The organism is Streptomyces griseorubiginosus, from assembly GCF_017614965.1.
GTDB classification, from domain to species: Bacteria; Actinomycetota; Actinomycetes; order Streptomycetales; family Streptomycetaceae; genus Streptomyces; species Streptomyces griseorubiginosus_B.
This window is the reverse complement of record NZ_WVUG01000015.1, coordinates 1-26147: the sequence shown is the minus strand read 5'-3', so window position 1 is coordinate 26147 and position 26147 is coordinate 1. Positions and strand designations below refer to the sequence as shown.

Annotated in this window: 24 protein-coding genes; 11 read left to right on the top strand and 13 right to left on the bottom strand. The window is 71.1% G+C overall.

Annotated features, from left to right (window positions below; all coding sequences use genetic code 11):
* Nucleotides 1-25: 25 nt before the first annotated feature.
* From egtA to egtD, 4 genes are read left to right on the top strand one after another with little or no spacing between them, the layout of a single operon-like run.
* Complete coding sequence (gene egtA, locus GRC12_RS05000) at nucleotides 26-1333, top strand: ergothioneine biosynthesis glutamate--cysteine ligase EgtA (protein ID WP_208777714.1); 1308 nt, start codon at nucleotides 26-28, stop codon at nucleotides 1331-1333.
* The gene (egtB, locus tag GRC12_RS04995; protein WP_208777712.1) at nucleotides 1330-2649 is read left to right on the top strand and encodes an ergothioneine biosynthesis protein EgtB; all 1320 of its coding nucleotides are present in this window, start codon (nucleotides 1330-1332) and stop codon (nucleotides 2647-2649) included. The genes egtA and egtB overlap by 4 nt, the downstream gene beginning before the upstream one ends.
* Nucleotides 2649-3440, top strand: a complete 792-nt coding sequence (egtC, locus tag GRC12_RS04990; RefSeq protein WP_208777709.1) for an ergothioneine biosynthesis protein EgtC — start codon at nucleotides 2649-2651, stop codon at nucleotides 3438-3440. Before egtB ends, egtC begins: the two co-directional genes overlap by 1 nt.
* Nucleotides 3437-4399 carry an L-histidine N(alpha)-methyltransferase gene (gene egtD, locus GRC12_RS04985; protein WP_208777707.1) on the top strand — a complete coding sequence of 321 codons (963 nt, stop codon included), beginning with the start codon at nucleotides 3437-3439 and terminating at the stop codon, nucleotides 4397-4399. Before egtC ends, egtD begins: the two co-directional genes overlap by 4 nt.
* A gap of 12 nt (nucleotides 4400-4411) precedes the next feature.
* Here egtD and GRC12_RS04980 read toward each other — a convergent pair whose 3' ends face one another.
* The gene (locus GRC12_RS04980; protein WP_208777797.1) at nucleotides 4412-5611 is read right to left on the bottom strand and encodes an extracellular solute-binding protein; all 1200 of its coding nucleotides are present in this window, start codon (nucleotides 5609-5611) and stop codon (nucleotides 4412-4414) included.
* 291 nt (nucleotides 5612-5902) lie between these two features.
* Here GRC12_RS04980 and GRC12_RS04975 point away from each other — a divergent pair, with 291 nt between their 5' ends.
* Complete coding sequence (locus GRC12_RS04975) at nucleotides 5903-6118, top strand: dodecin (protein ID WP_208777705.1); 216 nt, start codon at nucleotides 5903-5905, stop codon at nucleotides 6116-6118.
* Between the two features lie 29 nt (nucleotides 6119-6147).
* Here GRC12_RS04975 and GRC12_RS04970 read toward each other — a convergent pair whose 3' ends face one another.
* Nucleotides 6148-6639, bottom strand: a complete 492-nt coding sequence (locus GRC12_RS04970) for a phosphatase domain-containing protein (RefSeq protein WP_208777702.1) — start codon at nucleotides 6637-6639, stop codon at nucleotides 6148-6150.
* Between the two features lie 60 nt (nucleotides 6640-6699).
* The gene (locus tag GRC12_RS04965; protein ID WP_208777700.1) at nucleotides 6700-7917 is read right to left on the bottom strand and encodes a glycosyltransferase; all 1218 of its coding nucleotides are present in this window, start codon (nucleotides 7915-7917) and stop codon (nucleotides 6700-6702) included.
* A 165-nt stretch (nucleotides 7918-8082) separates the two neighbouring features.
* On the opposite strand from GRC12_RS04965, the gene GRC12_RS04960 reads away from it, so the two are divergent.
* The gene (locus GRC12_RS04960) at nucleotides 8083-9084 is read left to right on the top strand and encodes an LLM class flavin-dependent oxidoreductase (protein WP_208777698.1); all 1002 of its coding nucleotides are present in this window, start codon (nucleotides 8083-8085) and stop codon (nucleotides 9082-9084) included.
* A 51-nt stretch (nucleotides 9085-9135) separates the two neighbouring features.
* Here the strand turns inward: GRC12_RS04960 and GRC12_RS04955 are convergent, their stop codons facing one another.
* Nucleotides 9136-9612: a hypothetical protein gene (locus GRC12_RS04955; protein WP_208777696.1), complete on the bottom strand. Its 477-nt coding sequence runs from the start codon at nucleotides 9610-9612 to the stop codon at nucleotides 9136-9138.
* A gap of 182 nt (nucleotides 9613-9794) precedes the next feature.
* Between GRC12_RS04955 and GRC12_RS04950 the strand changes: the two genes are divergently transcribed.
* The 3 genes from GRC12_RS04950 (at nucleotide 9795) to gap (ending at nucleotide 14344) form a co-directional block, all read left to right on the top strand.
* Complete coding sequence (locus GRC12_RS04950; RefSeq protein ID WP_208777695.1) at nucleotides 9795-12131, top strand: ATP-binding cassette domain-containing protein; 2337 nt, start codon at nucleotides 9795-9797, stop codon at nucleotides 12129-12131.
* A 133-nt stretch (nucleotides 12132-12264) separates the two neighbouring features.
* Complete coding sequence (locus GRC12_RS04945) at nucleotides 12265-13221, top strand: GlxA family transcriptional regulator (protein WP_208777693.1); 957 nt, start codon at nucleotides 12265-12267, stop codon at nucleotides 13219-13221.
* Between the two features lie 124 nt (nucleotides 13222-13345).
* Entirely contained in the window at nucleotides 13346-14344 is a 999-nt protein-coding gene (gene gap, locus GRC12_RS04940) for a type I glyceraldehyde-3-phosphate dehydrogenase (protein WP_208777691.1), read from the top strand.
* A 58-nt stretch (nucleotides 14345-14402) separates the two neighbouring features.
* On the opposite strand, the gene GRC12_RS04935 is transcribed toward gap, so the two are convergent.
* Both GRC12_RS04935 and GRC12_RS04930 read right to left on the bottom strand, forming a co-directional pair.
* Nucleotides 14403-14999 carry a DinB family protein gene (locus GRC12_RS04935; protein ID WP_208777689.1) on the bottom strand — a complete coding sequence of 199 codons (597 nt, stop codon included), beginning with the start codon at nucleotides 14997-14999 and terminating at the stop codon, nucleotides 14403-14405.
* A gap of 179 nt (nucleotides 15000-15178) precedes the next feature.
* Nucleotides 15179-16360 carry a right-handed parallel beta-helix repeat-containing protein gene (locus tag GRC12_RS04930; RefSeq protein WP_208777687.1) on the bottom strand — a complete coding sequence of 394 codons (1182 nt, stop codon included), beginning with the start codon at nucleotides 16358-16360 and terminating at the stop codon, nucleotides 15179-15181.
* A 329-nt stretch (nucleotides 16361-16689) separates the two neighbouring features.
* Here GRC12_RS04930 and GRC12_RS04925 point away from each other — a divergent pair, with 329 nt between their 5' ends.
* Nucleotides 16690-18030, top strand: coding sequence for a jacalin-like lectin (locus tag GRC12_RS04925; RefSeq protein WP_208777685.1), 1341 nt, complete (start codon nucleotides 16690-16692; stop codon nucleotides 18028-18030).
* A 60-nt stretch (nucleotides 18031-18090) separates the two neighbouring features.
* Here GRC12_RS04925 and GRC12_RS04920 read toward each other — a convergent pair whose 3' ends face one another.
* From GRC12_RS04920 to GRC12_RS04890, 7 genes are all read right to left on the bottom strand, one after another.
* The gene (locus GRC12_RS04920) at nucleotides 18091-19269 is read right to left on the bottom strand and encodes an alanine--tRNA ligase-related protein (RefSeq protein WP_208777795.1); all 1179 of its coding nucleotides are present in this window, start codon (nucleotides 19267-19269) and stop codon (nucleotides 18091-18093) included.
* Nucleotides 19270-19568: 299 nt separating this feature from the next.
* On the bottom strand, nucleotides 19569-20375 hold the full coding sequence (locus tag GRC12_RS04915) for a lysophospholipid acyltransferase family protein (RefSeq protein WP_208777683.1): 807 nt from the start codon (nucleotides 20373-20375) through the stop codon (nucleotides 19569-19571).
* Complete coding sequence (locus GRC12_RS04910) at nucleotides 20375-21145, bottom strand: GNAT family N-acetyltransferase (RefSeq protein WP_208777681.1); 771 nt, start codon at nucleotides 21143-21145, stop codon at nucleotides 20375-20377. Before GRC12_RS04910 ends, GRC12_RS04915 begins: the two co-directional genes overlap by 1 nt.
* 154 nt (nucleotides 21146-21299) lie before the next feature.
* Nucleotides 21300-21866, bottom strand: coding sequence for a hypothetical protein (locus GRC12_RS04905; RefSeq protein WP_308286475.1), 567 nt, complete (start codon nucleotides 21864-21866; stop codon nucleotides 21300-21302).
* Nucleotides 21867-21953: 87 nt separating this feature from the next.
* The gene (locus GRC12_RS04900) at nucleotides 21954-22703 is read right to left on the bottom strand and encodes a succinate dehydrogenase/fumarate reductase iron-sulfur subunit (protein ID WP_208777679.1); all 750 of its coding nucleotides are present in this window, start codon (nucleotides 22701-22703) and stop codon (nucleotides 21954-21956) included.
* Entirely contained in the window at nucleotides 22700-24646 is a 1947-nt protein-coding gene (locus GRC12_RS04895) for a fumarate reductase/succinate dehydrogenase flavoprotein subunit (protein ID WP_208777677.1), read from the bottom strand. Before GRC12_RS04895 ends, GRC12_RS04900 begins: the two co-directional genes overlap by 4 nt.
* 1 nt (nucleotide 24647) lies before the next feature.
* A complete protein-coding gene (locus GRC12_RS04890) occupies nucleotides 24648-25319 on the bottom strand; it encodes a succinate dehydrogenase (RefSeq protein WP_208777676.1) in 672 nt (223 codons plus the stop codon).
* Between the two features lie 120 nt (nucleotides 25320-25439).
* Here GRC12_RS04890 and GRC12_RS04885 point away from each other — a divergent pair.
* Nucleotides 25440-26147: LysR family transcriptional regulator (locus GRC12_RS04885; RefSeq protein WP_208777674.1), on the top strand; the 708-nt coding region annotated here is incomplete at its 3' end.

The window sequence follows — 26147 nt, the reverse complement described above, 5'->3', positions numbered from 1 at the left end:
GGTGGAACCTCAGAAGGGATCCGACATGTCCGATTCAGCGACCGACTGCAGCGACTGTACGGAGCCTCGCACCGCCCTCACCGAAGCCGAGGTGGAGGCCCTGGTACGGGGCATATGTTTCAAGACCGGTCCGCCCCGAGGCGTCGGGGTCGAACTGGAATGGCTCGTCCACGAGCTGCGCGACCCGCGGCTCCCCGTGACACACGAACGACTCCGAGCGGCCTACGCCGCCCTGCGGACCGTGCACCTGAGGTCGGCGCTCACCACAGAGCCCGGCGGCCAGCTGGAGCTGAGCTCGCCGCCCGCCGCCTCCCTGACGGAGTGCATCGGTACCGTATCCGCCGACCTCGACGCCGTCCGTACGGCGCTCGCCGGGCACGGTCTCGGTCTGGTCGGCATCGGACACGACCCCTGGCACTCCCCGCGCCGGTTCCTGCACGAGCCGCGCTACGACGCCATGGAGACCTGCCTGGACCGCACCGGTCCGGCCGGCCGCCGCATGATGTGCACCTCGGCGTCGGTGCAGGTGTGCCTGGACGCCGGGTACGAGGAGCCCGGCCCCCTCGGTCACGGCCGGCGCTGGTGGCTGGCGCACCAGCTGGGCGCGGTCCTGGTGGCCGCCTTCGCCAACTCGCCGCTGGCCGACCGCGAGCCCACGGGCTGGCGCTCCACCCGGCAACTGACCTGGATGGAGATCGGCACCGGCCGGGCGGGCGGCCCCCCGCTGGAGGGCGATCCGCGTGCCGCCTGGGCCCGGCACGTCCTGGACTCACCGGTGATGTGCGTACGGCGCGAGGGCGCGCCCTGGGACGTTCCGGAGGGGCTGACCTTCCGGGAGTGGACCAGGTCGCGCACGCCCGGACCCACCCGCGCCGATCTGGACTACCACATCACGACCCTGTTCCCGCCGGTCAGACCACGCGGTTTCCTGGAGCTGCGCATGATCGACGCGCAGCCCGGCGAGGACGGCTGGATCGTCCCGCTCGCCGTGACCACGGCGCTCTTCGACGACCCCTGGGCCGCCGAGACCGCCTACCGCACGGTGAAACCCCTGGCCGAGCGGGCCATGGCGCTGCCCGCGCCGCACAACCCGCTGTGGCTGGACGCGGCCCGCTCGGGTCTCGCCGACCCCGAGCTGCACGAGGCGGCCGTCACCTGTTTCGCCGCGGCGATCGAGGCACTGCCCCGGATCGGCGCCACCCCCGAGGTCACGGCCGCCGTCACGGCGTACCGGGACCGTTATGTCGTTCACGGCCGCACCCCGGCCGACGAGCTGCTCGACCGTGTGTACGACACGGCCGGGCGCACCCACGGGAAGGACCTCCGCACATGACCGACCCCGCCATCGACGCCGAGACGCTCCGTGAGCGGGCCCTGACCACCCTGACCACCGCGCGCGCCCGCACCACGCTGCTGACCAGCTGCGTCGAGGAGCCCGACCTCACGGCCCAGCACTCGCCGCTGATGTCCCCGCTGGTGTGGGACCTCGCCCACATAGGCAACCAGGAGGAGCTGTGGCTGCTGCGGGGCGTCGCCGGCCGGGAGGCGATGCGCCCCGAGATCGACGGCCTGTACGACGCCTTCGAGCACCCGCGCTCGGAGCGGCCCTCGCTGCCGCTGCTGCCGCCGGCCGAGGCCCGCGCCTACGCGGCCGAGGTGCGCGGGCGGGTGATGGACGTGCTGGAGCGCGCCGACTTCCACGGCACCCGGCTGACGGAGGCGGGCTTCGCCTTCGGGATGATCGCCCAGCACGAACAGCAGCACGACGAGACGATGCTGATCACCCATCAGCTCCGCAAGGGCCCGCAGGCCCTGACGGCTCCCGACCCGGAGCCGGTTCCGCTGTCCACCGGCCCGGCCGAAGTCCTCGTCCCCGGCGGCCCGTTCACCATGGGCACCTCCAGCGAGCCATGGGCGCTGGACAACGAACGCCCCGCGCACCGGCGCGAGGTGGCTTCCTTCCACATCGACACCACACCGGTCACGAACGGCGCCTACCAGGCGTTCATCGACGACGGCGGCTACGACAACGAACGCTGGTGGACGGCGGAGGGCTGGGCGCACATCCGCGAACACTCCATCACGGCCCCGCTGTTCTGGCGCCGTGACGGCAAGCAGTGGCTGCGGCGCCGCTTCGGCGTCACCGAGGTCGTGCCGCCCGACGAGCCGGTCGTCCACGTGTGCTGGTACGAGGCCGACGCCTACGCCCGCTGGGCCGGGCGGCGGCTGCCCACCGAGGCCGAGTGGGAGAAGGCCGCCCGGCACGACCCGGCCGGGAACCGCTCGATGCGCTACCCGTGGGGCGACGCGGACCCTGCCCCGGAGCACGCCAACCTCGGTCAGCGGCATCTGCGCCCGGCCCCGGCGGGCAGCTACCCGGCCGGGGAATCACCCCTCGGCGTACGGCAGTTGATCGGTGACGTGTGGGAGTGGACGGCGAGCGACTTCCTGCCGTACCCGGGCTTCGAGGCGTTCCCGTACAAGGAGTACTCGGAGGTGTTCTTCGGACCGGAGTACAAGGTGCTGCGCGGCGGCTCGTTCGCCGTGGACCCGGTGGCCTGCCGGGGCACGTTCCGCAACTGGGACTACCCGATCCGGCGGCAGATCTTCTCCGGGTTCCGCACCGCCCGGTCCGCGGGAGACGTCTGATGTGCCGTCATCTGGCGTATCTGGGCCCCGAGGAGCCGCTGGGCCGGCTCCTCGTGGAGCCCGCGCACAGCCTGTACCGCCAGTCGTGGGAGCCCCGGCGGCAGCGGTACGGGACGGTCAACGCCGATGGTTTCGGAGTGGGCTGGTATGCCGAGGGCGATCCGGTGCCGGCCCGTTACCGGCGTGCCGGACCCATCTGGGCGGACCTGTCCTTCGCGGACCTCGCGCGGGTGATCCGCACCGGCGCGCTGCTGGCCGCCGTACGCGACGCGACCCTGTCGGGCGCCGACGCGGAGGCCGCGGCGGCCCCCTTCGCCACCGGGCCCTGGCTGTTCAGCCACAACGGTGCCGTCAAGGGCTGGCCGCGGTCGCTCGCACCGCTGGTGGAGAGCCTGCCCGCGGTCGACGTGCTGTCCCTGGAGGCCCGCAACGACTCGGCGCTCGTGTGGGCGCTGGTCCTGGCCCGGCTGCGGGCCGGCGACGAGGAGGGGCAGGCGCTGGCCGACACCGTGCTGGAGGTCGCCGAGGCGGCCCCCGGTTCCCGGCTCAACCTGCTGCTCACCAACGGCGAGACCATCACCGCCACCGCCTGGGGCGACACCCTCTGGTATCTCGCCTGCCCCGGCCGCAGCACCGTCGTGGCCTCCGAGCCCTACGACGACGATCCGCACTGGCAGGAGGTCCCCGACCGCACCCTGCTCGCGGCGAGCCGCACCGACGTGCTGCTCACCCCCCTCAAAGAGCCGAGCGAGGCCTTGGCCACCGCACCGTCGAAGGAGCCCCGTACGTGAGTCCGTTCCTTCTCACCCGCACCCTGCCCGAGGACGCCACCGACGCCGCCCTGCGCGCCGACGTCCAGCAGGGCCTGACCGGCACGCCGAAGACCCTGCCGCCGAAGTGGTTCTACGACGCCCACGGCAGCGAGCTCTTCGAGCAGATCACCGAGCTGCCGGAGTACTACCCCACCCGCGCCGAACGCGAGATCCTCGTCGCCCGCGCCGGTGAGATCGCCGCGGCGACCGGGGCCCGTACGCTCGTCGAACTGGGCTCCGGCTCCTCGGAGAAGACCCGGTACATCATCGAGGCGCTCGGCGACCTGCACACGTACGTCCCCGTGGACGTCAGCGAGAGCGCGCTCACGCAGGCCGGGCACGCGCTCATCGCCGAACGCCCCGGGCTCCAGGTCCACGCTCTCATCGCCGACTTCACGGCGGGTCTGGCCCTGCCGGACACGCCGGGTCCCCGGCTGATCGCCTTCCTGGGCGGGACGATCGGCAACCTGCTGCCGGTCGAGCGGGCAGCGTTCTTCGCCGCGATCCGCTCCCTGCTCTCCCCCGGTGACGCGCTGCTGCTCGGCACGGACCTGGTCAAGGACGAGAAGGTGCTGGTGCGGGCGTACGACGACGCGGCCGGGGTGACGGCGGCCTTCAACAAGAACGTCCTGACCGTCGTCAACCGGGAACTGCACGCCGACTTCGATCCCGGCGCCTTCGACCACGTGGCCCTGTGGGACCGGGAGAACGAGTGGATCGAGATGCGGCTGCGCTCCCGTACCACCCAGACGGTGAAGATCCCGGCGCTGGATCTCGCCGTCGACTTCGCGCAGGACGAGGAGCTGCGCACGGAGGTGTCGGCGAAGTTCCGCAAGGAGGGCGTGCGCGCCGAACTGGCCTCCGCCGGGCTGGATCTGGAGCACTGGTGGACGGACGACGAAGGGCGGTTCGCGTTGTCGCTGAGCGTGGTGCGCTGACCGCCTGACTCCTCAGTCCAGGCGGTTCAGGACCGCCGTGATGCGCCGGGAGGCCTTGCGGGCCTCGGTCGCCGGGTCCGCGCCGGTGAGCACCCGCGTCATGTAGTGCTTGATCGGGTTGTCCTCCTCGACCGCGCCCCACTGCGGGGTGGCGGGGGTCGCCCGGCCCCGTGCGGCGCCGGCCGCCATGGCCGCGACCCCCTCCTCACCGGCGACGTGCCGGGCGAGGGACCTCTTGTTGGGGACGTAGTTCATGGCGCGCGCCAGCTCGGTGTCCCATCTGGCGCCGGTGAGCGCGGCGACGACGGCCACCGCACCGTCCCGTTCGCGGGTGTTGTTCGGTACGACGAGGTCGGAGCCGCCGATGAAGACGGCACCGGGCCGCCCGGCGACCTTGCCCGGCACCGGGAAGAAGCCCAGCTTGCCCTGCAGGCCGGGGTTCTGCTGGACGACGGTGCGGGCCAGACCGGGCAGCGCGATGATCTGTGCGACCCGCCCCTTGGCGAACACGCCGGCCTGGGGCGGGTGTTCCTCGTCGGCGCCGGTCGGACCGTGGCCGAGTGCCTGCAGGCGCCGGTAGAAGTCCATGCCGCGCAGGGCGGCCGGGGTGTCCAGCGAGCCCCGCCAGCCGGCGCCGTCGCTGTCCCCGTCGTCCGCCAGGCCGCCCCCCTCCTCCCAGATGAAGCCGGCCAGGGTGTACCAGTCCTGTCCCGCGAGGTAAATGCCCTGTATGCCACCGGAGTTGAGGCGTTCGGTGACGGTGAGCCACTCGTCGTGCGTGCGGGGCGGGGAGGTGATGCCGGCCTTCGCGAAGAGGTCCTTGCGGTAGATGACGACACGGTTGGCCGCGTACCAGGGGATGCCGTACTGGTGGGACATGAGCTGCCCCGGCTCGGCGAGGCCGGGCAGCCAGTCGCGGCCGCCCCAGTGCAGGGCCGACTCCAGTGTCAGGTCCAGCAGCCGGTCGTCCTCGACGTACTGCGGGACCTGGGTGTTGCCGACCTCGATGACGTCGGGACCGGCGCCCGAGTCGTCGTCGAGCGCGCGCTGGACCTTCTGGCCGATGCCGCTCCACTGCTGGATGCGGATGTCCAGGCGCAGGTGGCTGTTGTCGCGCTCGAAGGCCTCGGTGAAGCGGTGCAGGAAGTCCTGCGAGGCGCTGTCCTTCATCAGCCACACGGTGACGGTGCGTCTGCCTTCCCCGCCCGGCATGAGTCCGCACCCGCCGAGCAGACCGAGGGAGGCGAGGGAGAGCAGGCTTCGACGTCTCACGGAGGGTCCTGTTCTGTCTGACGGACAGGGCGAAGGTCCCGGCGTGGGGGGACGAGCGGTAGCTCGTACGGGCGTGCTCGGGAGTTTGGTATGGACCAATACCGGGCGTCAAGGGGCGCCGGGCCGAGCAACCGGACGTCTCGCGCTCCGCCGCAGCTTGGGGCACGGTGGAGTGACGCGCGACACACGTGACGCTCCGGTCATCAGGGGCGTACGGAGAGGAGCACCCGCATGTCGAACCACACCTACCGGGTCACCGAGATCGTCGGCACCTCGCCGGACGGCGTCGACCAGGCCATCCGCAACGGCATCAGCCGGGCGTCCCGGACGCTGCGCAATCTGGACTGGTTCGAGGTGGTGCAGGTACGCGGCCAGATCGAGGAGGGAGAGATCGCGCACTGGCAGGTGGGCCTGAAGGTGGGCTTCCGGCTCGACGAGTCCGACTGACGGACCGCTTCACAGGCCTTCCCCGAACCTCAGGTACGCCCCTCCCCCTCCTGCGCCTTCCTCAGCGCCGCGGAGGGGGCGGTCCAGCGCGCCCGTACGACCCGGAACCCGGCCCGTTCCGCGTCCTCGCACACCAGCTCGTCGTCGTCCACGAACACACCGATCTCCCGGGTACGGGCGAGACGGCGGAGGATCTCCAGCTTGGTGCGCCGGGCCGGCCTGCGGTCGTCGTTGCGCCGCATGAACACCCGTCCGTCCGGCAGCCCTTGCGCCGTCAGCCAAGCGAGCGTGTCCCGGCGGCAGCGCTCGGGCCGCCCCGTCAGATAGAGCACCTCGCACTCCTTCGCGCTCTCCAGCACCAGCGCGATGCCCTCCGCGATCGGCGGGTCCTGCGGCGCGGCGGCGAAGAAGGCGTCCCAGTCCCGCGGCCTGCGCTCCAGGAAGCGCTGACGGTGGGCGGTGTCGGCGAGGGTGTTGTCCAGGTCGAAGACGGCGAGGGGACGATCACTGCTGTCGGTCACGTCCCCACCTTAGGCAGACACCTTCCACCACTCACTCACGCCCACGCGGGACCGGCCCGCTCAGGCGTCCGGAAACCCGTCGAGCAGCAGCTGGGCGGCCACCTTCGCTCCGTCCGTGCGGACCCTGGCGGCCACGGACCTCGCGCGGTCCTGCGTCTGTGGGGTCAGTGCCGTCCTAAGGGCGGCGGAGAGGGACTCGACGGTCGGTGTCGGGCCGTCGTGCGCGGCGCCGATGCCCAGTTCGGCGACGCGCGCGGCCCAGCGCGGCTGGTCCACGATCTGGGGGACGATCACCTGGGGCGCCCCGGCCCGGGCGGCCGTCTGCGTGGTTCCCGCGCCTCCGTGGTGCACGACGGCCGCGACCCGGCCGAACAGGGCCTGATGGTTGGCCTCGCCCAGGACGAAGCAGTCGTCCCGGTCGTCGACCGAGGCCAGGCCGGCCCAGCCGCGGGAGAGCAGCAGACGCCGGCCGTGGGCGCGCACCGCCTCGACGGCGACCTGGGGAAGGTCAGGCGAGGAGTGCATGGCCATGCTGCCGAAGCCGACGTAGACCGGCGGTTCGCCGGCGTCGAGGAAGGTCTCCAGGTCGGGCGGGAGCGGGCGGTCGTCCGGCAGGAACCACGCGCCGGTCTGGACGAGTTCGAGGTTGGTCAGGTCCTTCCACGGAGCCAGCAGCGGGTCCGCGGCCAGCAGCGCCGGGCCGGTCAGGGCGTAGTCCCGGACGCTGTCGAGCGGCGGCAGACCGATCGCGGCGCGGTGGCGGTTCTCCACCTCGCCGTACAACTGGTTGACCCGTTGGCCGTCCTGCTCCCACAGCACCTCGAGGTCGGTCTCGTCATCCGGGGAGGGCGTGCCCGGCCGCGCCCCCGGGCGGAAGTGCTTCGACGGCAGCCCGAAGGGGTGGAAGCAGGCGAACGCGTACCGGACGCCGAGCTTCTCGGCCACCGACCGTGCCCCCGACGGCATCAGGCCGGTCGCCAGCAGGACGTCGCATCCCTCGGCCGCCGTGGTGAGCGTCTCGAACCGAGCGGCCACCAACTCGGGCGCGAGCTGGAAGGCGGCCGCCGCCCCCGGCGGCTTCGGACGGGTCACGATGGAACGCACCGTCGGCCCGAGCGGCACCAGCGGTACGCCGGCACGGTCCAGCACCTGTGCGAACTCCTCGTCCGCGGGCACGCACACCCGCACTTCCGCACCGAGTTCGCGCAAGGCCACCGCGAGTCCCGCCAGCGGCTCCACGTCCCCACGCGACCCCCACGCCGTCAGCACCACACGCATGTCAACCTCCCCGTTTCCGCAGGTCCTGGTCCCGGCAGGCGATTCTGCGGCCCATGGGGGGCCTTGCCGCAAGTCCCCCGGTGCGCTATACGTCGATGTCATCTCCGAGCGTCGGGGCAGGGGCAGGGGCAGGAATCCTGGGGTCCGTCAGGTGTTGAAGCTTGTATGAGCTCCCTGATCGCCCGGACCCGTTTCTCCGTTCTCGACCGTTCCCGGACCCGTGAGGGGCACACCGGCGCGGAGGCGCTGCGGGACACCGTGCGGCTGGCGCGGGAACTGGAGGGACTCGGGTATCACCGTTTCTGGGTGTCGGAGCACCATGGCGTGCCCGGGGTCGCCGGTTCCGCGCCGACCGTGCTGGCCTCCGCCGTCGCGGCGGCGACTCGGACCATACGGGTCGGCACCGGTGGTGTGATGCTGCCCAATCATCAACCCCTCGTGGTGGCCGAGCAGTTCGGGGTGCTGGAATCACTGTTCCCGGGCCGGATCGACATGGGGCTGGGGCGGTCCGTGGGCTTCACCGACGGGGTGCGCAGGGCGCTGGGCCGCGACAAGGGGGACGCCGAGGACTTCGCCGGCCAACTGCAGGAACTGCTCGGCTGGTTCACCGGAACGTCCCCCACCGGCGTGCACGCGCGCCCCGCCGAGGGGCTGTCCGTGCCGCCCTTCGTGCTGGCGATGGGCGAGGGCGCCGCGATCGCCGCCCGCGCCGGTCTGCCGATGGTCATCGGCGACCTCCGGAACAGGGAGAAGATGCGGCGCGGCATCGATCACTACCGGGAACGGTTCCGCCCCTCCCCCTGGGCCCGGGAGCCGTACGTCGTCATCTCGGGCACGATCGCGGTGGCCGGCACGCCGGAGGAGGCGCGGCGGCTGCTGATCCCGGAGGCCTGGTCGATGGCGTACTCGCGCACGCACGGCACGTTCCCGCCGCTGCCGCCGGCCGAGCGCGTCGAGGCGCTGACGATGACGGAGAGGGAACGCGGTTTCTACGAGTCCGGGCTCACCGGCCAGCTCGCCGGGACCGAGGAGCAGGTCGCCCATGAGCTGGAGACACTGCTGAAGGAGACGGGAGCCCAGGAGGTCCTGGTCACGACGAGCACGTACGACCGGTCGGCACTGCTGGAGTCGTACCGCCGGCTGGCCGGGATCTTCACCGAGCGGTGAGGCTCAGTGGCCTCGGCCTGGGCGGAACGCCCCTGCGCCCGCCTGCCTGGCTCAGCGGTGCGCGGGGGCGCCCGGGGTTTCGTTCGGCAGGGTGACGACGCCGCCGATCTCCTCGGGTACGTGGGCCAGTTCGGCGAGGAGCGTGAGTCTGTTGAGCAGGTCGTAGCCCTCGAGCACCAGCATGGGATCGCCCTCGTACGACTCGAGGTTGAGCACCGCGGCCTGCACGTTGCTCACCTCGGTGACCAGCATGGGTACGCCCGAGTGGCCGAGGACGCGTGCCGCGCCCGCGCGCTGGTACAAGAGCGGCATCAACCGGTACCCGCTGCCGTTGTCGATCGTCTCCAGGTCACTGTCGCTGAGCCGCAGAAGCTGCGTGCGCGCGTGGCTCGTGACGCGTTCGAGGGTGCTCAGGTCCTCGTCGGAGATCGCGAAGGCCCGTAACGCCGCTTTCCGCGTTTCGCCGAAGGCCTCTTCGCGTCTCTCACGTCTGCCGAACATCGGCATGGTGCGGAACTCCCCTCGCATGAGACAGCGCTCTCTGCGAGAGCCGTCTCCCCGAGCCAAGATATTTGAATCGTGACACCGCAGGCCAGGTGCCATGGGCGAATATGACCGCGTTCGAGCAAGGCACGGGCCGTCGCGTGCGTCGATCGCATAGAATCACGGAGTTTGTCCCGTCCTGGTCGACGTCCGTACGGAGTCCCCGCATGCCGAGCCCACATGACCCGTACGTCCGTGTGCGCGGAGCCAGGGAGCACAACCTCAAGGGCGTGGACGTCGACATTCCCCGGGACGTGGTGGCGGTGTTCACCGGGGTGTCCGGTTCGGGGAAGTCCTCGCTGGCGTTCGGCACGATCTACGCCGAGGCCCAGCGGCGTTACTTCGAGTCGGTCGCCCCGTACGCCCGCCGGCTGATCCACCAGGTGGGCGCGCCCGAGGTCGGCGAGATCACGGGGCTGCCGCCGGCGGTCTCGCTCGAACAGCGCCGCTCGGCGCCGACCTCCCGCTCCTCCGTCGGCACGGTCACCAACCTCTCCAACTCGCTGCGCATGCTCTTCTCCCGCGCCGGCGACTACCCGCCGGGCGCCGAGCGCCTGGACTCCGACTCCTTCTCCCCCAACACGGCCGTCGGAGCCTGCCCGGAGTGTCATGGACTGGGCCGGGTGCACCGTACGACCGAGCGGTCACTCGTCCCCGATCCGTCGCTGTCGATCCGCGAAGGTGCCATCGCCGCGTGGCCCGGCGCCTGGCAGGGCAAGAACCTGCGGGACATCCTCGACGCGCTCGGCTACGACGTGGACCGGCCCTGGCGTGAACTGCCCGCCGAGCAGCGGGAGTGGATCCTGTTCACCGAGGAACAGCCGGTCGTCACCGTGCACCCGGTGCGGGACGCGGACCGTATCCAACGGCCGTACCAGGGCACGTACATGAGCGCCCACCGGTACGTCATGAAGACCTTCTCGGACTCCAGGAGCGCGACCCTGCGCGCCCGGGCGGAGCGCTTCCTGACCAGCGCTCCGTGTCAGGTCTGCGGTGGCAGCAGGCTGCGGCCCGAGGCGCTGGCGGTCACCTTCGGCGGCCGTACGATCGCCGAACTGGCCGCGCTGCCGCTGACGGACCTCGCCGACCAGCTGGTGGCCACCGACGAGACCGCCCGCGTCCTCACCGCCGACCTCAGGTCCCGTATCGCCCCGGTCCTCGAACTCGGCCTCGGCTACCTCAGCCTGGACCGCGCCACCCCGACCCTTTCCGCCGGAGAGCTCCAACGTCTGCGCCTGGCAACGCAGTTGCGCTCCGGACTGTTCGGTGTGGTGTACGTCCTGGACGAGCCGTCCGCCGGTCTGCACCCGGCGGACACCGAGGCGCTGCTCACCGTGCTGGATCGGCTGAAGGCGGCCGGCAACTCGGTGTTCGTGGTCGAGCACCACCTCGACGTCATGCGCGGTGCCGACTGGCTCGTCGACGTGGGCCCGCGCGCCGGTGACCACGGCGGCGAGGTGCTGCACAGCGGACCGGTGGCGGACCTGGCCGGGGTCGAGGGGTCGGCGACGGCCCGTTTCCTGTTCGACCGCTCCCCCGCCCCGGTACGTCAAGTACGTTCTGTCCGTGGGCAGTTGAAGGTCGGGCCGGTCACCCGGCACAACCTGCGCGGGGTGACGGCCGAGTTCCCGCTCGGGGTGTTCACCGCGGTCACCGGTGTGTCCGGGTCCGGCAAGTCCACGCTCATCGGCGAGATCACCGAGGACCTCGCGGGGGTGGGGCGGCTGGTCTCGGTCGACCAGAAGCCGATCGGTCGCACCCCGCGGTCCAACCTCGCCACGTACACCGGCCTGTTCGACGTCGTACGCAAGGTGTTCGCGGGCACCGACGCGGCACGCGAGCGGGGTTACGGGGTAGGGCGCTTCTCCTTCAATGTCTCGGGCGGGCGGTGCGAGACCTGTCAGGGCGAGGGGTTCGTGAGTGTGGAGCTGCTGTTCCTGCCGAGCACCTACGCGCCGTGCCCGGACTGCGGCGGGGCGCGCTACAACCCCGAGACGCTCGACGTGACGTACCGGGGGCTGAGCATCGCGCAGGTGCTGGATCTGACGGTGGAGAGCGCGGCGGAGTTCTTCGCCGACACCCCGGCCGTGGCGCGGAGTCTGAGCACCCTGCTGGACGTCGGGCTCGGCTATCTGCGACTCGGGCAGCCCGCCACCGAGTTGTCCGGCGGTGAGGCGCAACGCATCAAGCTGGCAGGCGAGTTGCAGCGCGGCCGTCGCGGTCACACCCTCTACCTCCTCGACGAGCCGACGACCGGACTCCACCCGGCCGACGTCGAGGTCCTGATGCGCCAGCTGCACGGCCTTGTCGACGCCGGGCACACGGTCGTCGTCGTCGAGCACGACATGTCGGTGGTCGCGGGCGCGGACTGGGTGATCGACCTCGGCCCCGGCGGCGGCGACGCGGGCGGCCACATCGTGGCGGCGGGGACGCCGGTGGAGGTGGCCCGCGCGGAGGCGAGCGCGACGGCGCCGTATCTGGCACGAGTACTGGGACCGTCCTAGGTGCGGCTCAGCGCCGGACGCGGCGGGTCCGCCGAGTCGACGAACGACACAAGCCTGCCGACCCCGCGACCCACCGCCGCGGCGCGCGACCGGTACGGCGGCCCGGGCCTGACCTGCCTCGTACCCTGTCCCCGTGTCAGCCTCCCGTCTCCACCGTGTCGCCGTCCTCGTGCTGGAGGGTGCCAAGCCGCTCGACGTCGGGATTCCCGCGCAGGTCTTCACGACACGGGCGAGCATGCCGTACGAGGTGCGGGTGTGCGGGGCGGCACCGGGGCTCGTCAACGGCGGTGACGGGCTGTCGTACTCCGTCGCCGACGGCCTCGACGCGCTCGCGTGGGCCGACATCGTGTTCATCCCCGGATACCGCTTCCCGGACCGCGAGGACCCGCCGCGGGCCGTCGTCGACGCGCTGATCGCCGCCCATGAGCGGGGCGCGCGGCTCGCGGCCATCTCCACCGGTGCCTTCGCCCTCGCCGCCACCGGACTGCTCGACGGCAGACGCGCGACCACGCACTGGCACTACACGCGGGCGCTCGCCGCGAAGCATCCGCGCGTCAAGGTCGACGAGAACGTGCTCTTCGTCGACGAGGGCAGCGTCCTCACCTCGGCCGGGGCCGCCTCCGGCATCGACCTGTGCCTGCACATCCTGCGCGGCGATCTCGGTGTGGCCGCCTCCAACCACGCCGCCCGGCGCCTGGTCGCCGCCCCCTACCGCAGCGGCGGTCAGGCGCAGTACGTGCCGCGCAGTGTGCCCGAGCCGCTGGGTGAGCGCTTCGCCGCCACCCGGGAGTGGGCGCTGCGCCGCCTCGACCAGCACCTGAGCCTCGACGTGCTGGCCCGGCACGCGGGGGTGTCGGCGCGCACGCTGTCCCGGCGCTTCGTCGAGGACACCGGTTACACACCGATGCAGTGGGTGATGCGCGCCCGCATCGACATGGCCCGTGAGCTGCTGGAACGCTCACAGCGCAGCGTCGAGCAGATCGCCGCCGACGTGGGGCTCGGTACGGGGGCGAACCTGCGGCTGCACTTCCAGCGCATCCTCGGCACCACGCCCAGCGAGTACCGGCACACCTTCGCACGGGGCGAGTGACCCCTCGCGGCCGGCCTGGCGGGATCCTTTTGAACCATGGCGATCGCGCCGCTGTCCCCGGCGGACACCGCGAGCGACCCTGGGGGCGAACCCAAGGGACGACTTCAAAGGTGGAACACCCCTCATGACGCGCATCGCCATCAACGGATTCGGCCGCATCGGACGCAACGTGCTGCGCGCCCTGCTCGAACGCGACAGCACTCTCGAGATCGTCGCCGTCAACGACCTCACCGAGCCCACAGCTCTCGCGCGCCTGCTCGCCTACGACAGCACGGCCGGCCGCCTCGGCCGCCCGGTCAGCGTCGACGGGGACACCCTCGTCGTGGACGGCCGGTGCATCCGGGTGCTGGCCGAGCGCGAGCCGGCCCAGCTGCCGTGGGCCGAGCTCGGTGTCGACATCGTGCTGGAGGCGACCGGCCGGTTCACCTCCGCCAAGGCCGCCCGCGCCCACCTCGACGCCGGCGCGCGCAAGGTGCTGGTCAGCGCGCCCTCGGACGGCGCGGACGTCACGCTCGCGTACGGCGTCAACACCGACGCCTACGACCGACAGCTGCACACCATCGTCTCCAACGCCTCCTGCACCACCAACGCGCTCGCTCCGCTCGCCGCGGTGCTCGACGAACTCGCCGGTATCGAGCACGGCTTCATGACGACCGTGCACGCCTACACGCAGGAGCAGAACCTGCAGGACGGGCCGCACCGCGACCCGCGCCGGGCACGGGCCGCGGGCGTCAACATCGTGCCGACCACGACCGGTGCCGCCAAGGCCATCGGTCTGGTGCTGCCGGGTCTCGACGGCAAGCTGTCGGGCGACTCGATCCGGGTGCCGGTGCCGGTCGGTTCGATCGTCGAGCTCAACACGACCGTCGCCCGCGACGTGACGCGCGAGGACGTGCTGGCGGCCTACCGTACGGCGGCCGAGGGGCCGCTCGCCGGGATCCTGGAGTACTCCGATGACCCGCTGGTCTCCTCCGACATCACCGGCAACCCCGCCTCCTCGATCTTCGACTCGGCGCTCACCCGCGTCGACGGCCGGCACGTCAAGGTGGTCGCCTGGTACGACAACGAGTGGGGCTTCTCCAACCGGGTGATCGACACGCTGGAGCTGCTCGCGGCCGGCTGACGACCCGTCAACACCCGTGTGTCCCTGCCCACCCCGTCCCCGAGGTGGGCAGGTTTTCTCACTCCCGCCCCGACGCCTTGCGGGCCACGCTCTCCAACTGCTGCCGGTACTCCACCCACCAAGCCCTGTCCCCCTTCGGCATGCTGGTGTTGTTCTCGTTCATCCCGACGGCTCCGTCGATGAGTTCGCGGATGATGTCGGCGTGGCCGGCGTGCCGGTGGGTGTCGGCGATGACGCGCACGATCGCGTGGTGCAGGGTCACCTCGTCGGCGCCGCTCGGCCACCAGGGCACCCTGCCGACCGCGTCCAGCTCCAGGGCCTCCAGCGTCGCGTCCGCGTGCGTCCACGCGCCGCGATAGCGGGCGACGATGTCCTCGCGCGACTCGTCGGCCCTGGCCCACATGTCGGCGTTGGCGTCCGCGCCCTCCCCGAAGAGGGGTTTCGGCAGATCGGAGGGCCGCCCGAACGTGTCGCCCAGATAACCGAGTTCGGCATGCGTCGCATGCTTCACCAGCCCGAGCAGATTGGTGCCGGTCGGCGTGAAGGGCCGACGGATGTCGTACTCCGACAGCCCTTCGAGCTTCCACAGCAGCGCGTCGCGGGCGTTCTGCAGATAGAAGTGAAGGTCGGCCTTGGGATCAGGTTCGATGGTCATGCGGTCAGTCTGTTCACGGAATGATCAATGTCCACCGAAATTGCCGCGCCCCACCGACCCGGCGGTGACATCTCCCCGCCGGCCGCGCGCAGCAGACGTCTCCGCCATGACGAACCTGATCCTGGCGTACGCGGAGCCGGTGATCCGCACCTGGTCGGCGACGTGAGCCGAGCGTGTGGTTACGGCGTCACCACCTTGCCGCCGAAGGTGACGGCGAGCTTGCCGTCCGAGGCGAAGGACCAGCCCAGTGCGCCGGAGTAGGAGGAGCAGCGGGAGCCGTTGGTGCCGGTCCAGAACTGGTTGGAGCTGTCGGCGCCGCCGACGGTCTTGTCGTTCGAGCCGCTGACGGAGAAGCGGCACGAGGTGTTGCCCCGGAACACCGAAGTCCCCGCGTCGAAGGAGAAGTTGCGCTGGGCGTTGTCGATGCTCGCGTTTCCGGTGACGGCCATCGTGCCCGGGTTGCTGTTGTAGGTGAACCCGTGATGGCCGTTGTGGTAGGCGATGTTGTGCTGGACGACGTGGTTGACGGCGATGTCGTCGCCGCCGAGCTTGTAGCCGTTGCGGTCGCCGTTGCCGTTCTGGCTGCCGTCGCTGAGGGTGCCGTTGTCGTAGGACAGGGAGTACTCGATGGTCACCGGCCCGATGGCGCCCGTGTCGGTCTTGGTGAAGAGGTCCCAGCCGTCGTCGATGTTGTTGTGGGAGACGTCGTAGCGGAAGACGTTCCCGGTGCCGGTGGTCAGCTTCGCCGCGAAACCGTCGGCGTCCTCACCGTCGGAGTCGGCGTTGTCGTGCGACTCCGAGCTGACGACGAGATTGTTCGACGGCCACTGCGAACTGGGCGTGGTGGAGGCGATCCGGCCCAGCTGCAGTCCCGTGTCGCGGTTGTACGCCGTCACCGTGCGCTCGACGACGTTGTTGCTGCCGCCGACGTAGATCCCGTTGTCGCCGGCGTGCTCGACGGTCAGCCCGTACAGGTGCCAGTAGTTGGCGTTCAGCTGGATGCCCCGGTTGGACGAACTCTCGCTCTGTGCCGAGAAGTCGAGCACGGGGGTCTCACCCGGGTAGGCGGACAGGGTGGTGCGGCCGCCGGAGGTGCCGTCCTTGCCGGCCGGGACGGTGACCGTGGAGGAGTAGTTGTACGTCCCGCCGCGCAGGTAGATCGTGCCGCCGGCGGTGATCCGGCTGATCGCCGAGGTGAGCGTGGTCGGCGCCGACTGGGTGCCGGCCGCGCTGTCGGTGCCGCGCGGCGAGACGTACAGCACGGTACCGGCCGCCGCGGAGGACACGGCGGTGGTGCCGGACAGGGCGACGAGGGTGCCGGCGATCAGGCTGACGCAGGCGAATACGGGTCTCACATTCATCGTTGCTCTCCAGGACGGTTGAGGCGTCTGACGGAGGTACGAAGAGACAGACGGACGGATAGAAGCGGGGAAAGCGCTTTCTCGCGGACCGTAAAACCGCTGACCTGAACCCGTCAATAGTCCGGTACTTGTTTCGTATTCACATAGATGGACGAGGGATGGACGATCGGCACGTCATCGGCCGTGCGCCGAGTTCCCGCACCTTTAACCCGTCCTCCACCCCCGCAGAACGATCTCCTGCCAGGGTCGCGACAGACTGGGGTAACCAGCGGTAACTTCAATCACTGGCTCATCGCAACCGCTTTCACTCCCCCAGGAGACACACCCCCATGCGCAGACTCCTCGCCTGCCTGGCGGCGGCAGCCGCCGCCCTCGGCGGGCTCACCATGGCGGCGCCCTCCGCGGCGGCCGCCGACTCGGGCAGCTTCAGCGTGCTCAGCTACAACGTCGCCGGCCTGCCGCAGAGCCTCTCCAGCGCGTCCACGCCCCGCGACACCAGCACCACGGCGATCGGCCAGCGGATCGCGCCGTACGACATCGTGCATGTCGAGGAGGACTTCAACTACCACGCGTACCTCTACGCCGGCGACACCGCGCACGCCTACCGCACGCCGACCAGCGGCGGCGCCGGCATCGGCAGCGGGCTCAACACCCTGTCGAAGATCCCGTACGACACGGACGACTTCGAGCGGGTGCACTGGAACTCCTGTCAGATCGACTCGGGTGACTGCCTGACCCCCAAGGGCTTCACCTTCATGCGCGAGCGCCTGGCCGAGGGCGTCTACGTCGACTTCTACAACCTGCACACCAACGCGGGCACCAATGACGGCGACGAGGCCTCCCGCGCCGACAACCTCAACCAGCTCACCGCCTTCATCAAGACGCACTCGGCGGGCAACGCCGTGGTGGTCATGGGCGACACCAACACCCGCTACACCCGCGCGGCCGACACCATCGCCGAGTTCGCCTCGTCCAACGGGCTCACCGACGCCTGGGTCCAGCTGATCCGCGGCGGCATCCCGCCGGCCAAGGGCAGTGACGCGCTGGTGTGCGACCAGTCCGGGGCCACCGTGCCCAACACCTGCGAGGTCGTCGACAAGGTCCTCTACCGGGGCAGCAAGCTCGTCTCGCTCAACGCGACCTCGTACAACAACGAGCACGCCAAGTTCCTCACCGACGACGGGCTCATGCTCTCCGACCACGACCCGATCACGGTCGGCTTCACCTGGTCGCGCAACTCCGCCTTCCAGCTCAGCGACCAGTTCGGCGGCCCGCACGGCGACTACTACAACGACATCGACAGCGTGCCGGCCGGCGCTCGCGCCACCACCATCGGCCTGCGCTCCGGCTCCCGCGTCGACCAGATGAACCTCACCCTGGCCACCGGCACGACGCTCGCCCACGGCGGCACCGGCGGGACCGCGTCCTCCCTGACCCTGGGCAGCGGCGAGTACGTCACGACCGCCTACCTGTGCCAGGGCTCGTACAACGACCACACCCGCGTCTTCTACGCCAAGTTCACCACCAACCTGGGCCGCACCCTGGCCGGTGGCACGACGACCTCCGACTGCGTGACCCGCACCGCGCCGTCCGGCTGGCAGATCGCCGGGTTCCACGGTCGCTCGGGCGACGAGGTCGACAAGATCGGCTTCATCTACACCCAGCGCTGACAGGGCCGGCGTCCGGAGCGGTAGGTGCACCCGCCGCCCCGGACGCCGCCTCGCCAGGCGTCATCCCATGGTGAGCATCCCGGCGACGAGGTCCCGGGGCAGGCCGTGGGTGTCGTGGAGGTAGCCGTAGTCCTCGTCGGTCAGCGGCCGTTGGAACTCCGGCCGGGACAATACGCGCCGCCCGCGTTCGAGAAGCCGGGTGAACCTCCGTTCCTCGTCGAGGAGTTGCTCCCGCACGGCCTCGACACCACATGACTGGCGGAAGTGGTCCAGCGTGTGGCCGATCGGCTCCGGAGGCAGGTCGGCGAGAGTGCGGGTGGGATCGTCGCGCCGCAGGGTGGTGAGCACACGGCGGATCAGCCGCCGCAGGACGTGGCCACGGCCGGTGTTCGAGGGTCGTACTCCGTCGCCGAGGACCACGACGGCCGAGCGCAGGTGGTCGCAGACGAGGCGGAGCGACGGTTCGTCGTCCAGATGCCACAGCGAGGGCACGGTCCGCATCCACGGCTCGAACACGTCGGTCCCGTAGACGGAATCGTGCCCCTGCAGGACGGTCACCAGGCGTTCCAGGCCCATGCCGGTGTCGACGGCGGGCTGCCGCAGCGGCTCCAGGGTGCCGTCCTCGCGGCGGAGGTGGCGCATGTGGACGTGGTTCCAGATCTCCACCCAGCGCGGGTCGGTGGTCGGCGTGCCTTCGGGCGGGGTGCCGGGGCCACCGGTCCACACGAAGATCTCGGAGTCGGGTCCGCACGGGCCGACCGGGCCGTTGGACCACCAGTTGTCCTCGCCGGTCGTCTCGACGGGGACGCCCAACCGCCGCCAGGTGCGCAGGGAATGGGTGTCCGGGCCGACCTGGTCGTCGCCGCGGAAGACGGTGGCGTACAGCTGCTCGTGCGGGATGCCGAAGCCGTCCCGCAGCAGCTCGTACCCCCACCGCAGGCTCTGCGAGTGGCCGTAGTCGCCGAGGGACCACGAGCCGAGCATCTCGAACACCGTCAGATGCGTCGAGTCGCCGACCTCGTCGAGATCGGTCGTGCGCAGACAGCGCTGGACATTGACCAGGCGCCGCCCCTGCGGATGCGGACGGCCGAGCAGATGGGGGGTGAGCGGGTGCATGCCGGAGGTGGTGAACAGCACCGGGTCCGAGGGCGGCGGCAACAGTGTGCTGCCGGTGACGAGTTGGTGTCGGCGCTCCCGGTAGAAGTCGGTGAAGGTCCGAATCACCCGGTCCGTGTTCATGTTCATGTTGCTGCTGTTCATGGCGGTCTTCCTTCGGATCACGGGGACCGGAAAGAACCGCGCGAGAACACGGGAGTCACCTACGAGAACGCCCCGGCGGTCCGTTTCCGGCCGCCGGGGTGCGTGGTGAGATCAGGCGTCGGCAGCCGGCGAGCTGGTCGCTCGCGCGGCTGCGGTGCTGGTTCGCCCGATGACGTTCATGACCTCGACGCTAGCAGCTGCGTCGGGCCCGGACCTCGGAATTTCCTACCGCCTGCGGTGGGCATGGAGCGCATCTTGCAGGCGGGTGATGCGGGTGGTCAGGCCACCAGTGCCGCGTGGGTCCAGTCGGGCTGGGCTGTGGCTCCGGGCTGGGCCGCGCGGGCCAGGGAGCGGCGGTCGGGGTGGGTGCCGGGCGGGATGAGGGGCTGGACGTCGACCTCGGCCACCAGGCCGCGGGTGAGGACCACCCGCCACACCGAGGCCAGCAGGGAGTCGTCCCCGATGAAGGCCGGGGCCGTGCTCGCCGAGCCCTCGGTCATCCGGTAGCGCAGGTGGACGGGCTGGACGGGGACGGCCGCGTCGAGGGCGGCCTGGAAGACGGCCCGGCGGAAGCTGCCCTGGGCGCGGCCGCACCAGGTGCTGCCCTCGGGGAAGACCCCGACGGCCTGCCCGTCGCGCAGCGCGTCCGCGATGCGGGCGACCGTGCCGGGCAGGGCGCGCAGCCGGTTGCGGTCGATGAACAGCGCGCCGCGGGCCGCGACGGGACCCGCCACCGGCCAGTCCCGGATGTCGGACTTGGCGAGCATCCGGGCCGGACGGACGGCGGCGAGCAGCGGGATGTCCATCCAGGAGATGTGGTTGGCGACCAGCAGCAGACCACCGGTGGGGACGGTGGTGCCGGTGATCCGGACCCGGACCCCTGCGGCCCGTACGATCCACCGGCACCACCGCCTGACCCACTCGGCGGGGATCCTCCCGCCGAGCGGCGACAGCACGATCCCGGTGAGCATCAGGACCGTGACCGCCGCGAGCCGCAGCACGGCACGGGGTACGGCCGTGGCGGACGCCGTCGCCTCTATGCAGGCCCGTGGGGTGCAGGGCGCGCTGGGCTGCCAGACGCTCATCAGGCCGGCACGAGGGACAGGAAGTGCCGCAGATAGCGCGGGTTGACCCGGCGCATCGACAGCAGCACGTACAGGTCGGCGACCCCGAAGTCGGGGTCGTGGGCGGGCTCGGCGCACACCCAGGCGCCGAGGCGCAGATACCCGCGCAGGAGGGCCGGGAGTTCGGCCGGGGCGGCGGGGGCGGCGGCGTTCGGGACCCAGGGCAGCAGGGGCCGTACGCGGTACTCCTGCGGCGCCAGGTGCTTGGCCCGCACCCGGTCCCAGGTCGCGGAGGCGAGCGCGCCGCCGTCGGCGAGCGGGATGGAGCAGCAGCCGGCCAGCCACTCGTGGCCGCGGTCGACCATGTAGCGGGCGATGCCGGCCCAGATCAGGCCGATCACGGCGCCGTCGCGGTGGCCGGGGTGGACGCAGGAGCGGCCCACCTCGACCAGGCCCGGGCGGATCGCGTCGAGCGGGGTCAGGTCGAACTCGCTCTCGGAGTAGAGTCGTCCGGCGACCGCGGCCCGCTCGGGCGGCAGCAGCCGGTAGGTGCCGACGACCTGCCCGGTGGTCTCCTCGCGGACCAGCAGGTGGTCGCAGTAGGCGTCGAAGGCGTCGATGTCGTGGCCGGGCTGCGGGGAGGACAGCAGGGCACCCATCTCACCGGCGAACACCTCGTGCCGCAGCCGCTGCGCGGCGCGTACATCGGCCTCGTCGCGGGCCAGGGAGACGGTGTAGCGGGTGGGGGCCGCGGGCTTGGGGGGACGGTCGAGGGTCGTTACGCCGGTCATGGCTCTCTCCTGGTCACGGGCCGGGTCGGCGGAGCGGGGAGCAGACCCGTGGCGTGCGATCTGCCGCCCCTGTTCTTCCGATGCCGGCTGACCTTCGCGTGACGGGCGCAGAGAGCGTTGATGTGCGGTTGTTGAACGGCTCGGACGGTACCGGTCAGTTCGCCGGTGCGCAGTGCTCCAGCCATCTGCCGGTCTCCGCCCGGTCGAGCACGCGCTCCAGTACGCCGTCGACGACGGGGATGCCGGAGGGAGTTCCCTCGTTCCGCACCCATTCCCCGCCCGGGGCGGCGAGGTTGAAGGAGCCGGTCGTCGGCGCCTGGCCCGGCGCGTCACGGCGCCCGGCGACCTCCTGCGCCGAGGGTGCGTGACCGGGCACGTGCCCGCCGCCGACGAGGGCGTCGGCGAGGAGGGTGTGCAGCTGGACGTTGTCGCCGATGCCGGACATGCGCGGGGCGTAGCCGGTGCCGGTCAGGCGGTGCAGCACGATCAGGCGCTCGTCGTCGAGGACGAGCAGGGCGCAGTGGAGACACTTGAAGTCGTGTCCGGAGGCCTCCTGTACGGGGTGCAGCGCCCGCAGGAGATCCGTGCGCCGGGCGGCGCCCGGTCCGGTGCGGACGGCCGGGTGGTTGAGCATGGCCGCGGACGCCATCTCCCACTGCGGCAGCGTGGACCAGCCCATGGCCGTGTCCTGACCGACCCGTTGGAGGGCCTCCTCGTCCACCCCGGACAGGCGAGACGGGGCCGGGGAGCACCTCCCGGCCCCGCCCGTCCGCACCCTGAGGCGAACGTCTTTCTGCCCAGGTGGCCGCTACCTCTTCGCCACCTTCCGCGTGGCGCGCAGCCACTCCTTGTTCATGCTCGTGATGGACACCAGCGGGATGCCCTTGGGGCAGGCCGTGGCGCACTCCCCGGCCAGGGTGCAGCCGCCGAAGCCCTCCTCGTCCATCTGCGCCACCATGTCCAGCACCCGGGTCTCCCGCTCGGGCGCGCCCTGCGGCAGGACGCCCAGGTGGTTGACCTTGGCGGAGGTGAACAGCATCGCCGCGCCGTTGGGGCAGGCCGCCACGCAGGCGCCGCAGCCGATGCACTCGGCGTGCTCGAAGGCGAAGTCGGCGTCCGGCTTGGGCACCGGTGTGGCGTGCGCCTCGGGCGCGGAGCCGGTCGGCGCGGTGATGTAACCGCCGGCCTGGATGATCCGGTCGAAGGCCGAGCGGTCGACGACCAGGTCCCTGATCACCGGGAAGGCGGCGGCCCGCCACGGCTCGATGTCGATCGTGTCGCCGTCCTTGAAGGACCGCATGTGCAGCTGGCAGGTCGTGGTCCGCTCGGGTCCGTGCGCGTCGCCGTTGATGACGAGCGAGCACGCGCCGCAGATGCCCTCTCGGCAGTCGTGGTCGAAGGCGACCGGGTCTTCGCCGGCCAGGATGAGCTGTTCGTTGAGGACGTCGAGCATCTCCAGGAACGACATGTCGGAGGAGATGCCGTCCACCTCGTACGTGGACATGGCGCCTTCGGCGTCGGCGTCGCGCTGCCGCCAGACGCGCAGGGTGAGCTTCATGCGTAGCTCCGCTGGGTGGGATGGACGTACTCGAAGACCAGGTCTTCCTTGTGCAGGGTCGGAGCCTCGCCGGTGCCGGTGAACTCCCAGGCGGCCGCGTAGGCGAACTCGTCGTCCCTGCGGGCCGCTTCGCCGTCCGGGGTCTGAGACTCCTCGCGGAAGTGGCCGCCGCAGGACTCGGCGCGGTGCAGCGCGTCGAGGCACATCAGCTCGGCGAGCTCCAGGTAGTCGACGACGCGGTTCGCCTTCTCCAGCGACTGGTTGAACTCCTCGCCGGTACCGGGGACCTTGATGCGCCGCCAGAACTCCTCACGGATCTGCGGGATGCGCTCCAGGGCCTTGCGCAGACCGGCGTCCGTGCGGGCCATGCCGCAGAACTCCCACATCAGCTCCCCGACTTCGCGGTGGAACGAGTCGGGGGTGCGGTCGCCGTCGACCGACAGCAGCAGGTTGAGCCGGTCCTCGGTCTCCGCCAGCACTTCCTGGACCACCGGGTGCTGGTCGGTAACCGGCTCCTGGTGCGGGTTGCGGGCGAGGTAGTCGTTGATGGTGGCCGGGAGGACGAAGTAGCCGTCGGCCAGGCCCTGCATCAGCGCCGAGGCGCCCAGCCGGTTCGCCCCGTGGTCCGAGAAGTTGGCCTCACCGATCGCGAACAGGCCCGGGATCGTGGTCTGCAGGTCGTAGTCGACCCACAGCCCGCCCATCGTGTAGTGCACCGCCGGGTAGATGCGCATCGGCACCTCGTACGGATCCTCGTCGGTGATCCGCTGGTACATGTCGAAGAGGTTGCCGTACTTGGCCTCGACGGCCTTTCGCCCCATCCGCCTGATCGCGTCGGCGAAGTCCAGGTACACGCCCTGCCCGCCGGGGCCCACCCCGCGTCCCTCGTCGCACACGTTCTTCGCGGCCCGGGAGGCGATGTCGCGCGGGACCAGGTTGCCGAAGGAGGGGTAGATGCGCTCCAGGTAGTAGTCGCGCTCGTCCTCGGGGATCCGGTTCGGCGGCCGGTCGTCGCCCTTGGCCCTGGGTACCCAGATCCGTCCGTCGTTGCGCAGCGACTCGCTCATCAGCGTCAGCTTGGACTGGTGGTCGCCGGTGCGCGGGATGCAGGTGGGGTGGATCTGGGTGAAGCAGGGGTTGGCGAAGTAGGCGCCGCGGCGGTGCGCCCGCCAGATGGCCGTCGCGTTGGAGTTCATGGCGTTCGTCGACAGGTAGAAGACGTTGCCGTAACCGCCGCTGGCCAGCACGACGGCGTCCGCGAAGTACGTGGAGATCTTCCCGGTGATCAGGTCCCGGGCGACGATGCCGCGCGCCCGCCCGTCGACGACGATCAGGTCGAGCATCTCGGTGCGCGGGTGCATCTCGACGTTGCCCGCCGCGATCTGCCGGCTGAGGGCCTGGTAGGCGCCGAGCAGCAGCTGCTGGCCCGTCTGGCCGCGGGCGTAGAAGGTGCGCGAGACCTGGACGCCGCCGAAGGAGCGGGTGTCGAGCAGGCCGCCGTACTCGCGGGCGAAGGGCACGCCCTGTGCCACGCACTGGTCGATGATCTCGACGGAGATCTGCGCGAGCCGGTGGACGTTGGACTCGCGGGCCCGGAAGTCGCCGCCCTTGACGGTGTCGTAGAAGAGCCGGTGGACGGAGTCGCCGTCGTTGCGGTAGTTCTTCGCCGCGTTGATGCCTCCTTGCGCGGCGATGGAGTGGGCGCGGCGCGGTGAGTCCTGGTAGCAGAACTGGACGACGTGGTAGCCCTGTTCGGCGAGGGTCGCGCCGGCGGAGCCGCCCGCGAGGCCGGTGCCCACGACGATCACCGTGTGCTTGCGCCGGTTGGCCGGGTTGACCAGCTTGGCCTCGAAACGGCGCTTGTCCCAGCGCTCGTTGATCGGCCCGGCGGGCGCCTTGGTGTCGGCGACGGGTTCGCCGGTGACGTAGTCGGTGTAGGTCATGTCAGCTCACCACTCCGGTCATGACGCCCACGGGTACGGCGATGAAACCGGCCGTGAGCAGCAGCGCGAGGACGTTGGCGACGGCCTTCAGGGCGCGGTCGCGGCTGCGGCTGCCGGCGCCGAGGGTCTGGGCGGCGCTCCAGAAGCCGTGCCGCACGTGCAGCCCGAGCGCCAGCATCGCGACGATGTAGATGACGTCGCCGTACCAGGTGGAGAAGGTGTCCACGACGTTCTGGTACGGGTGGCCCGGCTGGAAGCCGCCGGAGTGCACGGTGCCGGTGGTCAGGTCCAGGATGTGCCAGACGATGAACAGGCCGAGGATGATCCCGCCCCAGCGCATGGTCCGGGTCGCGTAGGTGGCCCTCGGCTTTTTGTGCACGTACTTGCTGGGCCGCGCCCTGATGTCGCGGCGGCTGAGCTGGTAGGCGGAGACGGCGTGCGCGACGACGGCGACCACGAGGACGACGCGGATCAGCCAGAGCGTCCACTCGTAGTGCATGAACGGTTCGCCGATGGTGCGCAGCCAGTGCGCGTAGTGGTTGAACTCGCCCGCGCCGAAGAAGATCTTCAGGTTTCCGATCATGTGGACGACCAGGTACAGCAGCATGATCAGGCCGCTGACCGCCATCACGGTCTTCTTGCCGACGGAGGAGTCCCACACGGTGCGTGCCATGGACGGCCGTCGGTCCGTCCGCGTTGCCAGAGCCATGCCTCCAGACGCTAGGGCCGAACGGCCCCATCGGTCCAAGACATGGTCCGGCTCGTTTCGATAGGCGGAGCCTATGCTGGGTGGATGCAGTTCCAGCAGCTCCAGTACTTCGTGGCGGTCGCGGAGACCCGGCATTTCACCCGGGCCGCCGAGGCGGTCCATGTCGCCCAGCCGTCCCTGTCCCAGCAGATCAGGGCGCTGGAGCGGGAGCTCGGCGCGGATCTGTTCCAGCGGGCGCGGGGCAACATCACGCTCACCGACGCGGGCGAGGCGCTGCTGCCACTCGCCCGGCGCATCCTGGCCGACGCGGACACCGCCCGGCACGAGGTGCAGGAGCTGGCCCAACTCCGGGGCGGCCGTGTGCGGTTGGGGGCGACGCCGAGCCTGTGCACCGGTCTGCTGCCGGATGTGCTGCGCGCCTTCCACGACCGCTATCCCGGCATCCGGCTGCTGATCGAGGAGGGCGGCTCGCACGATCTGGTACGGCTCCTGGCGCGGGGCGCGCTGGATCTCGCGCTGGTGGTGCTGCCGCTGCCGACGCCCTCCCCCGCCCTGACCACGGTCGAGCTGCTGCGCGAGGACCTGGTCGTGGTCTCCTCCCCGGAGGCGCCCGCGCCCGGTGGCCCGGGCCGCCGTACGGTCCGTGTCCCCGATCTGGAGGGCGAGCGCCTGGTGATGTTCCGGCACGGGTACGACCTGCGCGAACTCACCGTGGCCGCGTGCCGTGCGGAGGGGTTCGAGCCGGTGTTCGCGGTGGAGGGCGGGGAGATGGACGCGGTGCTGGGGTTCGTC